The organism is Microbacterium aurantiacum (assembly GCF_040532595.1).
Taxonomy (GTDB): domain Bacteria; phylum Actinomycetota; class Actinomycetes; order Actinomycetales; family Microbacteriaceae; genus Microbacterium; species Microbacterium chocolatum_B.
This window is the reverse complement of record NZ_JBEVYX010000001.1, coordinates 2,390,417-2,403,573: the sequence shown is the minus strand read 5'-3', so window position 1 is coordinate 2,403,573 and position 13,157 is coordinate 2,390,417. Positions and strand designations below refer to the sequence as shown.

At 70.0% G+C, this 13,157-nt stretch carries 11 protein-coding genes; 5 read left to right on the top strand and 6 right to left on the bottom strand.

From position 1 onward, the window contains the following. The first annotated feature begins 65 nt into the window (after positions 1–65). Positions 66–347 (top strand): helix-turn-helix domain-containing protein, encoded by a 282-nt coding sequence (locus ABXJ56_RS11195; protein WP_353999742.1) that lies wholly within the window; start codon positions 66–68, stop codon positions 345–347. Positions 348–353: 6 nt separating this feature from the next. Here the strand turns inward: ABXJ56_RS11195 and ABXJ56_RS11190 are convergent, their stop codons facing one another. Continuing rightward, positions 354–968 (bottom strand): hypothetical protein, encoded by a 615-nt coding sequence (locus ABXJ56_RS11190; protein ID WP_353999741.1) that lies wholly within the window; start codon positions 966–968, stop codon positions 354–356. A 127-nt stretch (positions 969–1,095) separates the two neighbouring features. Between ABXJ56_RS11190 and ABXJ56_RS11185 the strand changes: the two genes are divergently transcribed. Continuing rightward, a complete protein-coding gene (locus tag ABXJ56_RS11185; RefSeq protein ID WP_353999740.1) occupies positions 1,096–1,533 on the top strand; it encodes an Rv3235 family protein in 438 nt (145 codons plus the stop codon). 339 nt (positions 1,534–1,872) lie between these two features. Here the strand turns inward: ABXJ56_RS11185 and ABXJ56_RS11180 are convergent, their stop codons facing one another. The 3 genes from ABXJ56_RS11180 to secA form a co-directional block, all read right to left on the bottom strand. Continuing rightward, positions 1,873–3,213, bottom strand: a complete 1,341-nt coding sequence (locus tag ABXJ56_RS11180; RefSeq protein WP_353999739.1) for an HNH endonuclease signature motif containing protein — start codon at positions 3,211–3,213, stop codon at positions 1,873–1,875. 107 nt (positions 3,214–3,320) lie between these two features. Beyond that, a complete protein-coding gene (locus tag ABXJ56_RS11175) occupies positions 3,321–4,547 on the bottom strand; it encodes a pyridoxal phosphate-dependent aminotransferase (protein WP_353999738.1) in 1,227 nt (408 codons plus the stop codon). 78 nt (positions 4,548–4,625) lie between these two features. Next, positions 4,626–7,430 carry a preprotein translocase subunit SecA gene (secA, locus tag ABXJ56_RS11170; protein ID WP_353999737.1) on the bottom strand — a complete coding sequence of 935 codons (2,805 nt, stop codon included), beginning with the start codon at positions 7,428–7,430 and terminating at the stop codon, positions 4,626–4,628. Between the two features lie 189 nt (positions 7,431–7,619). Between secA and ABXJ56_RS11165 the strand changes: the two genes are divergently transcribed. The 3 genes from ABXJ56_RS11165 (at position 7,620) to ABXJ56_RS11155 (ending at position 11,580) form a co-directional block, all read left to right on the top strand. Next, positions 7,620–8,219, top strand: a complete 600-nt coding sequence (locus ABXJ56_RS11165; RefSeq protein ID WP_353999736.1) for a PadR family transcriptional regulator — start codon at positions 7,620–7,622, stop codon at positions 8,217–8,219. A gap of 71 nt (positions 8,220–8,290) precedes the next feature. Beyond that, positions 8,291–10,135, top strand: coding sequence for a DEAD/DEAH box helicase (locus ABXJ56_RS11160; protein ID WP_435404978.1), 1,845 nt, complete (start codon positions 8,291–8,293; stop codon positions 10,133–10,135). A gap of 92 nt (positions 10,136–10,227) precedes the next feature. After that, positions 10,228–11,580, top strand: a complete 1,353-nt coding sequence (locus ABXJ56_RS11155) for a hypothetical protein (protein WP_353999735.1) — start codon at positions 10,228–10,230, stop codon at positions 11,578–11,580. Between the two features lie 83 nt (positions 11,581–11,663). Here the strand turns inward: ABXJ56_RS11155 and hpf are convergent, their stop codons facing one another. Continuing rightward, complete coding sequence (hpf, locus tag ABXJ56_RS11150; RefSeq protein WP_353999734.1) at positions 11,664–12,320, bottom strand: ribosome hibernation-promoting factor, HPF/YfiA family; 657 nt, start codon at positions 12,318–12,320, stop codon at positions 11,664–11,666. Positions 12,321–12,408: 88 nt separating this feature from the next. After that, positions 12,409–13,113 (bottom strand): ComF family protein, encoded by a 705-nt coding sequence (locus tag ABXJ56_RS11145; RefSeq protein WP_353999733.1) that lies wholly within the window; start codon positions 13,111–13,113, stop codon positions 12,409–12,411. Positions 13,114–13,157: the final 44 nt, after the last annotated feature.

Sequence of the window (13,157 nt, the reverse complement as noted above, 5' to 3'; positions counted from 1 at the left end):
GGCGTTATCCACAGGGGGTGTTTCGCGCCCCTGGACAGCGAGGGTGGCGGGTCGATAATGGGGGCATGCCCGAGAACACCACCCCTGCCGTGCGCCTGCTCGCGCCCAGTCAGGTGGCGGAGATTCTCGGCGTCGGCGTCGACGAGGTCATCGCCCTGGTCATGGACGGGCGGTTGCGCGGAATGCGCGTGGGAGCGCCGGCGCAGTGGCGGGTGGAAGAGGCGAGTGTCGCGACCTACCTCGACGACCAGGCCGAAGAGGCACGGCGCATCGCGCTGTGGCACCAGTCGCAGACGGCGAGCTTCCCGGAGCTGTGGGGCACCGGCATCGTCCGCAATCCCGACTGATCGTCGTCAGCGGATGACCGACGCGGCCTCGAGCCGCACCCAGGCCACCGCGTCGAAGGGGATGAGGCGGAAGCCCGAGACGGATGCCGCCCGCCGCGGCGATCCCGGATCGTGCAGCGCCAGGTCGAGGTGATCGGCACCCGCCCGATCGATCGTTCCGCTGAGCACTGCGCCGTCGACCAGGTGGACCGCGAGGGCGAGGCGTCGGCGGACGAAGTCGCGCAACACGAAGCCGAACGACATCCGCTCGCGCAGGCCCGCCGGGCGCTCGGAGGGCCGCGCGGTGGCGAGCAGTGCGGCGTGGCTGAGTGCGAGACCGCGCACAGCGGCGAAGGGAACGAGTGCCGCGACGGTCGCGGCCGCCGTGTCGGCGAGGTCGAGCGCCAGCCAGTCGGAGCCCGCAGCCGTGACGGTGCCACGCAGACGGTCGGCGGCGGCGTCCACCGTCACTTCCGCGCCCTCCGCGTCGGGTGAGAGCGGCGCCAGGGCGCGCAGACGCGCGGCGAGCGTGAGCGTCGACAGACGGAGCCTCTCCGCTTCGGTGTCGAGCGCGGCACGCTCGGCCTCCCACTCCGAAGCGACCTGGTCTTCCAGGTCATCGAAGAAGCGATCCCATCGCACCTCGGAAGGTTAGGCCAATCGTGAGGAGTCGATGAGAAGTTGTCCACAGGAGCGATCGGGCCGTGTTCCTGGGAGTTGCCTTTGTGTTCTACTACCGGCACGAACCTCCCTGTCCAGATTGGCCGACATGTCCCCCTCGCCCGCAGAACGACCCCGCGACACCTTCGCACCGGGGGCGGCCGAGCTCTCGGAGTTCTTCGCCCCGCAGCGCACCTCCTCGGATGCACTCCCGGATCCCGAACCGTTCCTGCGGAACATCACCGTCGGGGTGTTCGAAGTGCTCGCCGGCGTCCGTGAGGTCGAACAGCTCGCCCGCTGGCTGACCGAGGATGCATACCGCAAGCTCGTCACGCGCGCAGCCATGGCGACCCGCGCCCGCAGCGCGCGCGGCGTTCCCGCCATGCGCCCCGTGCACACGATCCTCTCGGTCAGGGCCACTCGACCCGCAGACGGTGTCGTCGAAGCGGTCGTGATCGTGCAGGGCCCCGCTCGCACGCGCGCGGTCGCGCTCCGTCTCGAGGGCATGGACGGTCGCTGGCGCTCACCGTCCCTCGCCGTGCTCTGAGGCCGCCTGGGCTGTCTTGCGGTGCCGGAACGGCTTCACCCCCGAAGCGCCGGCGAAGCGCCGGATCGGCGCCCACCGATCGGCAGCATCGGAATCGCCAGACCGGCGAACGCCACGAGTGGCCATACGCTGCTCGAGATGACCGCCAGGACGATGCCCACCACCGAAAGACTGAGAGAGATGCTCCACACGACGGCTCTCAACCACCGCGGCGGTCCTGCCACTCGATCGATCGTCATCTCACGATCCTAGGAACGTCGGCCGCGACGCATCCTGGATCCACATGGATCTCACAGACCGCATCACGGATGCACACCGTGGGAGGCGAGAAGCGGGCAATCAGAAGGGTGCGGGGTCGGGCGGTGGGGCGCCTCCGCCCCCTTGGTCCGGGGGTGGTGCTCCACCTCCGGACGGCATGAATCGCACGAGTTGTGCCGGTGGGTGGTCGATGTAGACCCTGCCGGTGGGGGAGGTCCATTCCAGGATCCCGCCGCCGAGTTGCCGGACGCCCCAGGAGGTGAATTGCTTCATCGAATGGTGTCTCTGACACAAATGGCAGAGGTTCCGGATGTCGGTGGGCCCGCCGAGGGCGAAGTCGAAGGTGTGGTCGAGTTCGCAGCGGATCGCGGGGCGGCGGCATCCGGGGAATCGGCAGTGCCGATCCCGGGCCTTCAAGAACCGTGCCATGGAGGCGGTGCGACGGTAGGAGTCGGTGCAGAGAACCTGTCCCGACACCGGGTGCACCACCAGACGCTCCCAGGTCGCGACGGCGCCGGCGAGTGCGCGGGCTGTGGCCGGGTCGATCGGCGCCGACCCGACGAGGTCGGCGGTAGAGGTGTCGTTCGCCGGGTCGTCGTCTTTCCCCAACAGAGCGAGGGCGGGGACGACGACCTGCACTTTCGCGCGGATCATCCCCAAAGTCCCGTCCGCGCGGATCTGATCCCGGGTCCGGCAATCCGCCTCCGCCTCCGTGTCGGCGTCGTCGTCCGCCCCGGCATCCGTTCCGTCGCCGACCGCGGGTGTGTTGCGGACGTCGATGATCGACGTCGCCTGCTCGTTCAGCCGGTCGCTGATCCCCTCCGCCAACAGGGTGGGAAGGGTCGCGACGAGTTCGGACATCCCATCCCGCAACGGCGTGACACTCACCCGACGTTCCTCGCGCGCCTTCGCGTGCCGCTCCGCCAACGTACGCGGATGCAGCTCCTGCGCGAGGTGATCGAGGCGATCCTTCACCCGCCCGGCCGATTGACCCACACACAACTCCGCCGCAGCCGCATCGAACTCCGCCCGCGCATCACGAGGCAGCACCGTCCCGCACCGCAACACCGCCGTCGCGTGGCCGCGGGTGATCCGCCCCGCCTCCCATGCCGAAAGCGTCGCGGGGTAGCACTCGACCCACTCCACCGCCTGGTTGATCTGGACCTGCATCGACCGGTCGGTCGTGAACGTCACCCCGGCAAGTTCCGCGGCGACGGAGCGGTAGACCATCTCCTGCGACCGCACCGACGCCGACTGCCGCCGCGCCACCCGCTCCGCGATCGCACCGGCGCGGGCCTGGTTCCGGACGTTCTCAACCTCCATCGCACCGAGCGCCGGGGTGATCTGCTCAGCGGCGCACGCGACCTCGTCGAGCTCCGCGAGGTCCTCCTCGCTGAACTCGACCAACCGGCTCGTATTCATATTCGAATACTAGCGACGTCCTCCGACATTCACATAGAACTCTTCACCGAGACTGCATCCTCCCGACGAGACTGCACGCTCCGCACGGGATCACCGTGCGTCCCGGATCACGGCCGGTACGACGCCAGGAAGTTCCCGAGCCTCTCGATCGCCTCGGTCAGGACGCGGGCCTCCGGAAGGGTCACGATGCGGACGTGATCGGGAGTCGGCCAGTTGAAGCCGGTCCCCTGCACGAGGAGCACGTGCTCGGCGATGAGGAAGTCGTAGACGAACTTGGCGTCGTCCGGAATCTCGTAGACCTCCGGATCGAATCGAGGGAAGGCGTACAGCGCACCCTGCGGCTTCAGACACGTGACCCCCGGGATCGCCTCCAGGGCGCTCCACGCGGCATCGCGCTGCTCGTGCAGGCGTCCCGCCGGTGCGATGAGGGCATCGATCGACTGGATGCCGGACAGGGCAGCCTGCACGGCGAACTGCGCGGGGACGTTGGGGCACAGGCGCGTCGAGGCGAGGAGCTGGATTCCCTCCAGGAATCCCGCGGCGTGCGCCTTGGGTCCCGTGATGACGAGCCACCCGGAGCGGTAGCCGGCGACCCGGTAGGTCTTGGACAGGCCGTTGAAGGTCAGGCAGAGCAGGTCGGGCGCGATCGTCGCCATCGGGATGTGGCGGGCGTCGTCGAAGACGATGCGGTCGTAGATCTCATCGGAGAGCAGGAGCAGGGAGTGCTCGCGGGCGATCTCGGCGATGCCCTCCAGCACCTCGCGCGTGTAGACGGCGCCGGTGGGGTTGTTCGGGTTGATCACGACGATCGCCTTGGTGCGGGGCGTGATCTTCGATCGGATGTCCTCGAGGTCCGGTTGCCACCCGTTCAGGTTGTCGCACCGGTAGTGGATCGGATCGCCCCCCGCGAGGCTCGTCGTGGCGGTCCAGAGCGGGTAGTCCGGGGCGGGGATGAGAACCTCGTCGCCCTCGTCGAGCAGCGCCTGCATCGTCATGGTGATGAGCTCGGAGACCCCGTTGCCGAGATAGACGTCGTCCGGGTCGACGTGCGGGAACCCGGGCTCCTGCTCGTAGCGCGACACGACCGCGCGACGCGCGGGCATGATGCCGCGGCTGTCGCTGTAACCGTGCGCCTGCGGCACCGCCTCGATCATGTCCCGCACGATCTGGAACGGCGCTTCGAACCCGAACACGGCGGGGTTGCCCGTGTTGAGCTTGAGGATGGTGTGCCCGTCGGCCTCGAGCCGATCGGCGGCGATGAGCGCCTGTCCTCTGATCTCGTAGAGGACGTTCTTCAGCTTGCTCGACTGATCGAGCGGACGCAGGGGGCTCATCGCCCCAGGATATCGAGCGGGCCACCGGGCCAATCGACCACCGGTGGCCCGCTCGATCGGGTCAGCGCGAAACCGCGGTCACTTCTTCTTGTCCGCCGCGCGACGCTGGGCGCGGTTGAGCGCCCCGGAGGCCTCACTCTCGCCCGCGTCGACCCTCTGACCGAAGGCACCGCGTGCCGCCTCGGCGGGCGCCGCAGCGGGAGCGGATGCCGCAGCCGCCTGCCGCACCCGATTGGTCGACGCCTGCTGGACCTGGCCGCGCTCGTTGCGGACCTCGACCTCGCCCGCGTCGTTGGCGGCGGTGTACTCCAGGCGCGCGTTCTCGACGGGGGTGGCGCCCAGGCCCTTGGCCTCGACCTGGGGCTCGCCGGCGTCGGCGCGGCGCACCTCCACCTCAAGGTTGTAGAGGTAGCCGACGGACTCCTCCTTGATCTGCCCCATCATCGCCTGGAACATCTGGTAGCCCTCGCGCTGGTACTCGATCAGCGGGTCGCGCTGCGCCATCGCCCGGAGACCGATGCCGTCCTTCAGGTAGTCCATCTCGTAGAGGTGGTCGCGCCAGCGGCGGTCGAGCACCTGGAGGACGACCCGGCGCTCGAGCTCGCGCATCGCCGGCTCGCCGAGCGATTCCTCGCGCTTGGCGTAGGCGATGCGCGCGTCGGAGAGGATCTCGCGCTTCAGGCCCTCGGGCGTGATGCCTCCCTTGCGGCCGGCCGCCTCGGCAACGACCTCGTCGATCGAGACGTCGACGGGGTAGAGGGTCTTCAGCTCCGTCCACAGCGCGTCGAAGTCCCAGCTCTCGTTGTGGCCGGTACCGGTGTGGTCGTCGATGAGGGAGTTGATCGCGTCCTCGATGAAGTGCTGCACACGGTCGGCGATGTCGTCGCCGTGCAGGATCTGCCGACGATCGGAGTAGATCGCCTCGCGCTGGCGGTTCAGGACGTCGTCGTACTTGAGGACGTTCTTGCGGATCTCGGCGTTGCGCGACTCCACCTGGCTTTGTGCGCTCTTGATCGCGCGCGAGACCATGCCGGATTCGATCGCGACATCGTCGGGGAAGTTCGTGCGCGCGAGGATGGCCTCGGCAGCCCCGGACTGGAACAGACGCATGAGGTCGTCGGTGAGCGACAGGTAGAAGCGGCTCTCCCCCGGGTCACCCTGACGACCCGAGCGACCACGCAGCTGGTTGTCGATGCGGCGTGACTCGTGACGCTCGGTGCCCAGCACGTAGAGACCGCCCGCCTCGACGACCTGCGCGCCCTCCTCGTCGACCGTCGCCTTCGTGGACTGGTAGACCTCGTCCCAGGCCGCCTCGTAGTCCTCGGGGGTCTCGACCGGGTCCAGGCCACGGGACTTCATCTCCTGGACGGCGAGGAACTCCGCGTTCCCCCCGAGCATGATGTCGGTACCGCGGCCGGCCATGTTGGTCGCGACGGTCACGGCGCCCAGGCGCCCGGCGCGGGCGACGATCTCCGCCTCGCGGGCATGGTTCTTGGCGTTGAGGACCTCGTGCTTGATCCCCTTCTTCGCCAAGAGTCGCGAGAGGTACTCGCTCTTCTCGACGCTGACGGTGCCGACCAGGACCGGCTGGCCCTTCTCGTGCCGCGCGACGATGTCCTCGACGACCTGGGCGAACTTGGCCTGCTCGTTCTTGTAGACCAGGTCGGGCATGTCCTTGCGGACCATCGGCTTGTTCGTCGGGATCGGCACGACGCCGAGCTTGTAGGTCGACATGAACTCCGCCGCCTCCGTCTCGGCGGTGCCGGTCATGCCGGCGAGCTTGTCGTAGAGGCGGAAGTAGTTCTGCAGCGTGACGGTGGCGAGCGTCTGGTTCTCCGCCTTGACGGGCACGCCCTCCTTCGCCTCGATGGCCTGGTGGATGCCCTCGTTGTAACGGCGACCCACGAGGATGCGGCCGGTGTGCTCGTCGACGATCATGACCTCGTCGTTCATCACGACGTAGTCGCTGTCGCGCTTGAACAGCGCCAGGGCCTTGATGGAGTTGTTGAGGAACGAGATCAGCGGCGTGTTCGCCGACTCGTAGAGGTTGTCGATGCCGAGGTAGTCCTCGACCTTCTCGATCCCGGGCTCGAGGACGCCGATCGTGCGCTTCTTCTCATCGACCTCGTAGTCGACGCCGGCCTCGAGGGTCTTGGCGATCCGCGCGAACTCCACGAACCAGCGGTTGGCCTCTCCTGAGGACGGCCCTGAGATGATGAGCGGCGTGCGGGCCTCGTCGATGAGGATCGAGTCGACCTCGTCGACGATGGCGAAGAAGTGACCGCGCTGGACGAGATCCTCCTTGCGCCACGCCATGTTGTCGCGGAGGTAGTCGAAGCCGAACTCGTTGTTCGTGCCGTAGGTGATGTCGGCGTTGTACTGCTCGCGGCGCACCTCCGGAGTCTGACCCGACACGATGGTGCCGGTCGTCATCCCGAGCGCGCGGTAGATGCGGCCCATGAGCTCGGACTGGTACGACGCGAGGAAGTCGTTGACGGTGATCACGTGCACGCCCTGGCCGGCGATGGCATTGAGGTACACGGGGAAGGCTCCGGTCAGGGTCTTGCCCTCACCGGTCTTCATCTCGGCGATGTTGCCGAGGTGGAGGGCGGCACCACCCATGATCTGCACGTCGTAGGCGCGCTGTCCGAGCGTGCGCTTGGCGGCCTCGCGGACGGCGGCGAACGCCTCCGGCATCAGCTGGTCCAGGGTCGCCCCGGCCTCGTAGCGGGCGCGCAGCTCAGCCGTCTCGCCGCGAAGCTCCTCGTCGGTGAGGCTCTCGTAGTCCTCTTCGAGGGCGTTGACGGCCTTGACGACCTGGTGAAGGCGCCGGAGGATCCGTCCCTCGCCGGCGCGAAGCAGTTTCTCGAGAGGGTTGGCCACGAAGAGATCTCCATCTGTCGGGTGCGACGCGACGCGTCGGGCCGCCGGGCGTCGCCCGGGCACACTCGCCCATGTTATCCACCTGTGACCTTGAGGTGTGCTGGATGGCGGGCGGGTCCACATCTCTATACTCGGAAAACACATACCCGGTATGCAGCCCGCCGCGACGGCGGAGTCGAGGAGTGGTCGATGTCGGTGCGTCAGAGCCTGTTGGCGATCCTCGATCAGGGCGCCTGCTACGGCTACCAGCTGCGCGCGGAGTTCGACCGGCGCACGGGGTCCACCTGGCCCCTGAACGTCGGGCAGATCTACAACACGCTCGACCGCCTCGAGCGTGACGGCATGGTCCGTCGAGGCGACGCCGACGAGCGGGGCCACGTGTACTGGCACATCACCGACCTCGGGCGCGCGCAGGTGACGGCGTGGTGGGAGGAACCCGTCCCCCGGAACGGCGGCGTGCGCGACACCCTCGCGATGAAGCTCGCCGTCGCCGCGACACTCCCCGGAGTGGACGCCGCAGAGCTTGTACGGCGTCAGCGGGAGGTCTCCGCGCGGGCGCTCGAAGAGCTCCGCGCGACACAGACCGAGGCCTCCCCCGCGACGCTCGACCCCGAGGACTTCGCGCGGGCGCTGGTCCAGGATGCGGTGGCGTTCCAGGCGGAGGCCGAGGTGCGCTGGCTCGATCACCTCGCCGCCCTGCTCGCCGAACATCCCGCGCACGCGATGGGTCTCTCCCTCTCGACGCAGACCCCCAAGCGCGGACGCCCGGTCGCCGCGGCGCCGGCCTGAGAGACGGCGCCGGACCGACCGCCCCGGACGGCGTGCTGTCGCCTCACAGGCCGCGCACACTACCCTGAAGCGTGACCGAAACACAGCCTTCGCCCGATTCCGACCCCCAGATCGAGGCCGAGGCTCCGCAGGAGCCCGCCTCGCCGACCTTCGCCGACCTCGGGCTCGGGGACGCGGTGCTCGAAGCGCTCCGCGGCGTCGGGTACGAAACCCCGTCCGCCATCCAGGCCGCCACCATCCCGCCGCTGCTCGCGGGACGCGACGTGGTGGGCCTCGCCCAGACCGGCACGGGAAAGACCGCCGCCTTCGCGCTGCCGGTCATCGATCGCCTGGATCTGGCGCAGAAGACGCCGCAGGCCCTCGTTCTCGCGCCCACCCGCGAACTCGCCCTCCAGGTGTGCGAGGCCTTCGAGAAGTACGCCTCCCACCTCGACGGCGTGCACGTGCTCCCCGTCTACGGCGGCCAGGGCTACGGCGTCCAGCTCTCGGCCCTGCGCCGCGGCGTCCACATCGTCGTCGGCACCCCCGGCCGCATCATCGACCACCTCGAGAAGGGCACACTCGATCTCTCCGAGCTGCGCTACCTCGTTCTCGACGAGGCCGACGAGATGCTGAAGATGGGCTTCGCGGAGGACGTGGAGACGATCCTCGCCGACACGCCCAAGACCAAGCAGGTCGCCCTCTTCTCGGCCACCATGCCGGCATCCATCCGACGGATGTCGCAGCAGTACCTGAACGATCCCGCCGAGATCACGGTCAAGACCAAGACCACGACGTCGGCGACGATCAGCCAGCGCTACCTGATGGTCTCGTGGCAGCAGAAGATGGACGCCCTCACCCGCATCCTCGAGGTCGAGAACTTCGACGGGATGATCGTGTTCGGACGCACCCGCAGCGTCACGGAGGAGATCGCCGAGAAGCTCCGCGCACGCGGGTATTCCGCCGCCGCCATCAACGGCGACGTCGCGCAGCCGATGCGCGAGAAGACGGTGAATCAGCTGAAGTCCGGCGCACTCGACGTGCTCGTCGCCACCGACGTCGCGGCGCGCGGCCTGGACGTCGAGCGGATCTCCCACGTCGTCAACTTCGACATCCCCACCGACACCGAGTCGTACGTGCACCGCATCGGACGCACGGGCCGGGCGGGCCGCACCGGCGACGCGATCAGCTTCGTCACCCCGCGCGAACGCTGGCTGGTCAAGGCCATCGAGAAGGCCACGCGGCAGGAGGTGACCGAGATGTCGCTGCCGAGCGTGGACGAGGTCAACGAGACCCGCCTCGCCCGGTTCGACGACCGCATCACCGCCGCCCTCGCCGAGACGGAACGTGTCGACCGCTTCCGCGACATCGTCGCGCACTACGTCCGCAACCACGACGTGCCCGAGGTGGACGTCGCGGCGGCCCTCGCCATCGTCGCGCAGGGCGAGACCCCGCTGCTGCTCGAGCCCGATCCCGAGCCCTCCGCCCGTCCCGCTCGAGCTCCTCGCGACGGCGACCGCCCCGGTGCGGCCCGCGACCGGGGCGCAGATCGCGAGCGCGGCGGCGACCGCGACCGCGACCGCGGCGAGCGCACGCCCCGCAAGGCGCCGCGTGGCGGGTTCGCGATGTACCGCATCGCCGTCGGCAAGCGACACCGCGTCGAGCCCCGTCAGATCGTCGGCGCACTCGCGAACGAGGGCGGCCTGCGTCGCGACGACTTCGGGGCGATCCAGATCCGCCCCGACTTCTCCCTCGTGGAGCTGCCGTCGCCCCTGCCGGCGGGCACCGAGGAGCGCCTCAGCGACACGCGGATCTCCGGCCGGCTGATCGAGCTGCGTCCCGACACCGGTGGCCCCCGTCGCCGGGACGGTGACCGGGATCGCGACCGCGACGACGCGCGCGGCCGCAAGCCCCGCCACAGCGGCGCCCGCGACTGACGACGCCGCGCCGCGGCGGGACCCCTTCACGTTCGCCGAGAGCGAGGGGGCGGTCCCGCCGAGCGGGTGGTCGCCTGCATAGGATCGAGGGTATGGCCGGATTCTGGGGCAGTCGTAAGAAAGAGCGCGAAGAACTCGCCGCGGCGGATGCCGATCTCGCCCGCAACGCGCAGACCGCGCTGGTCGAGGCGGACGAGCGCATCCGCACCACGTCGGACGAGCTCGTGTTCGCCGTCGCGGAGCTCGGCAACGACGCCACGAAGGACCTGCGCGAGGCTCTCGACGCCGTGCGTACGCACCTCCAGGAGGCGTTCCACCTCCACCAGCTGAACCACGACGAGATCCCCGACACCCCGGAGGAGCTCCGCACCCGGAACGCCCGCATCGTGCAGCTGTGCGAATGGGCGGGGTCCCTCCTCGACGACCGCACCGGTGCGCTGTCCGAGGCGATCGCCCGTGCGCGGCGTGCCCCGGAGATCATCGCGCGGGTGCGAGCGGATGCCGCCACCCTCCGCACCCGCCTTCCTCACGCCCGCGACACGGTCGAGCGCCTGGCCGCCCGATACTCCGACCACGCGCTGGCCCAGGTGCGTTCGAACCCCGCCGAGGCGGATCAGCTCCTCGGATTCGCCGAGCACAGCGCCTCCGTCGCCGAGCGGCGTCGTGATGCGGGCAACCGCGAGCAGGCGAACATGGCCCTCGAGGCGGCGACGGAGTCGGTGCGCCGCGCCGAGACCCTGCTGGACGCGGTGGAGACCTTCGAGGTCGAGGCCTTGCGGGCCGAGTCGCTGCTCGCCGCGATCATCGACGACTCCCGCGAGGACATCGCCGTGGCGCTGCGGGAACCGCAGTCCCCGGGGGTGAGCGCGGCGATCGGCGAGTTGCAGGCCGCCCTGGCCGCCCTGCCCGCCGCCGGTGTGAACACCGACCCGTTCGAGCAGCTCTCCCGACTCCGCGAAGCCAACGCGGGGCTGGATGCCGCGATCGCCGCCGCCCGCGAGCGCGCGGCACGCCCGATTCCACCCCTCGAGCACGTCCGGCACGCGATCGACGACGCCGATCGGCAGCTCGCCGTCGCCCGCGACGTCATCGCCGGCCACCGCGGATGGATCGGAGCGGACGCTCGGACGCGTCTGGCCGAGGCCGAGCGCGTGCGGCAGGACCTCGACCGGACGCTCGGCACGAGCGCGTCGACCGCGGTGACGATCGCCGAGGACGACCGCGAGCCGGCGATGGCGCACGCCCGACGCGCCGCGTTCCTCGCCGGGGAGGCGCTCCAGCTGGCCCAGCGCGACATCGATCAGTCCCGCCCGCAGAACCCCGACTCGTGGGGCGGCGGCCCGGGCTGGGGCGGCGGCGGGCGCCGCGACGGCGGGTCGGGGGTCATGGGCGGTCTTCTCGGCGGCCTCGTGATCGGCAGCCTCCTGGACGGCATGTTCGACTGACGCCCTCGGGGCCCGCGGGCTCTTGCGCGACCACGCCCGGACGCACGTGTGCCCCGGCACGCAGCCGGGGCACACGGGGGATGTCAGGACGCCACGACCTCCGGGGCCGTCTGCGTCGTCAGAGCGATGACGCCGTAGTCCCAGCCCTTGCGGCGGTACACGACGCTCGGCTGATCGCTGCGCGCGTCGATGAACAGGAAGAAGTCGTGCCCGACCAGCTCCATGCGGTCGACGGCATCCTCGACGGTCATCCATTCGGCGTCGAAGCTCTTGGTGCGGATGACGACAGGGGTGTACTCCTCCTCCTCGTCGGAAGCGACGATCGGGACCTCCCCGGTGGCCACGGCACGGAGCATCTCCACGGATGCCGGCTGCACGTCGATGCCGTGCAGTTCGCCGCTCTCCTTCTCGAACTTCGCCCCGCGCGGGTGGTTCCGGGCGTCGATGCGCTTGTCCTTCGCGCGGCGCAGCTGCTCGCACAGCTTGTCCACGGCGAGATCGAGAGCGGTGAACTTGTCACCGTCCGTCGCCTCCGCCCGCACGATCGGGCCCTTGCCGGTCACGGTGAGTTCGACGGTGTCGTCCTCGACGCGACCGTTGTGGTACGCGCGGTGCGTCACCTTCACATCCACGCGCTGCGCGCGCGGAGCGAGATGCTCGATCCGGGTGACCTTGTCTTCGACGACCGAGCGGAATCGCTCGGTGATGTTCACCCCCACGCCGACGATGCTGGTTTCCATCCCTGACCTCCTTGTTCCGGTCCTCCCGGTCAAGGGCGGACCTTCAGTCGCCTTGTGTCCTCCACGCTAGTGCCGCGGGGGGACGAAGTCACCTGGCAGTTTCCGATGGGATGGATCCGGCATCCGGATGCTCGCCGCCGGCGCGGTGACGACGGGGCGTCGCGGCGATCGCGACCGCGGCGACGACGTGGGCACCGCCCGCGCGGAGGGCACGCACAGCCTCGCCGAGGGAGGCTCCGGTCGTCACGACGTCGTCGATGACGACGACGGCCCGTCCCTCGACGCCCGCGGCCACGAGACTCCCGCGCACATTCCTCCGCCGACCCTCGTGATCGAGGCCGCGCTGATCCGCCGTCGCACGCACGAGCCGCAGCCCGCGGAGCGTCGTCAATCCGGCGCGTCGCGCGAGGAGCTCCGGCACGCGGTAGCCGCGGCGGCGGAACGCCGCCCGGGAGGTGGGCATGGGGACGAAGACCGGCTCAGCGGAGGCGGCCACGGCCTCGACGGCGGCGCGGAGCGCGGGGGCCAGCGCCGCTGCCAGCGAGGTCCTCCCGTCTTCCTTCAGCGCGCGCAGGACGCGCGCGGGCACCCCCTCGAACCGGAGTGCGCTCGCGAGGGACACGTCGGTGCAGGGCACGCGGGCAAGGGCGATCATCGGGGCCAGGGCGATCCGGCACAGCGCGCACAGGGCGACGTCCTCGGCACCGCATCCCGCGCAGTCGACCGGGAGGAGCAGCGTGAGGGCGTCGGCGAGCGCGCCCCGCACGGCGGCGGGCCACGGCGAGGTGTCCATCCGCCGAGCCTCGCCGCTGCGCGCGTGTCCGCACGGCGCTGGCC

What these genes read in the sequence shown, in the direction of transcription:
- ABXJ56_RS11145 (WP_353999733.1), bottom strand. Translation starts at nt 13,113, where the DNA reads ATGGACACCTCGCCGTGGCCCGCCGCCGTGCGGGGCGCGCTCGCCGAC.
- ABXJ56_RS11155 (WP_353999735.1), top strand. Translation starts at nt 10,228, where the DNA reads ATGGCCGGATTCTGGGGCAGTCGTAAGAAAGAGCGCGAAGAACTCGCC.
- ABXJ56_RS11180 (WP_353999739.1), bottom strand. Translation starts at nt 3,213, where the DNA reads ATGAATACGAGCCGGTTGGTCGAGTTCAGCGAGGAGGACCTCGCGGAG.
- ABXJ56_RS11195 (WP_353999742.1), top strand. Translation starts at nt 66, where the DNA reads ATGCCCGAGAACACCACCCCTGCCGTGCGCCTGCTCGCGCCCAGTCAG.
- ABXJ56_RS11175 (WP_353999738.1), bottom strand. Translation starts at nt 4,547, where the DNA reads ATGAGCCCCCTGCGTCCGCTCGATCAGTCGAGCAAGCTGAAGAACGTC.
- ABXJ56_RS11185 (WP_353999740.1), top strand. Translation starts at nt 1,096, where the DNA reads ATGTCCCCCTCGCCCGCAGAACGACCCCGCGACACCTTCGCACCGGGG.
- hpf (WP_353999734.1), bottom strand. Translation starts at nt 12,320, where the DNA reads ATGGAAACCAGCATCGTCGGCGTGGGGGTGAACATCACCGAGCGATTC.
- ABXJ56_RS11165 (WP_353999736.1), top strand. Translation starts at nt 7,620, where the DNA reads ATGTCGGTGCGTCAGAGCCTGTTGGCGATCCTCGATCAGGGCGCCTGC.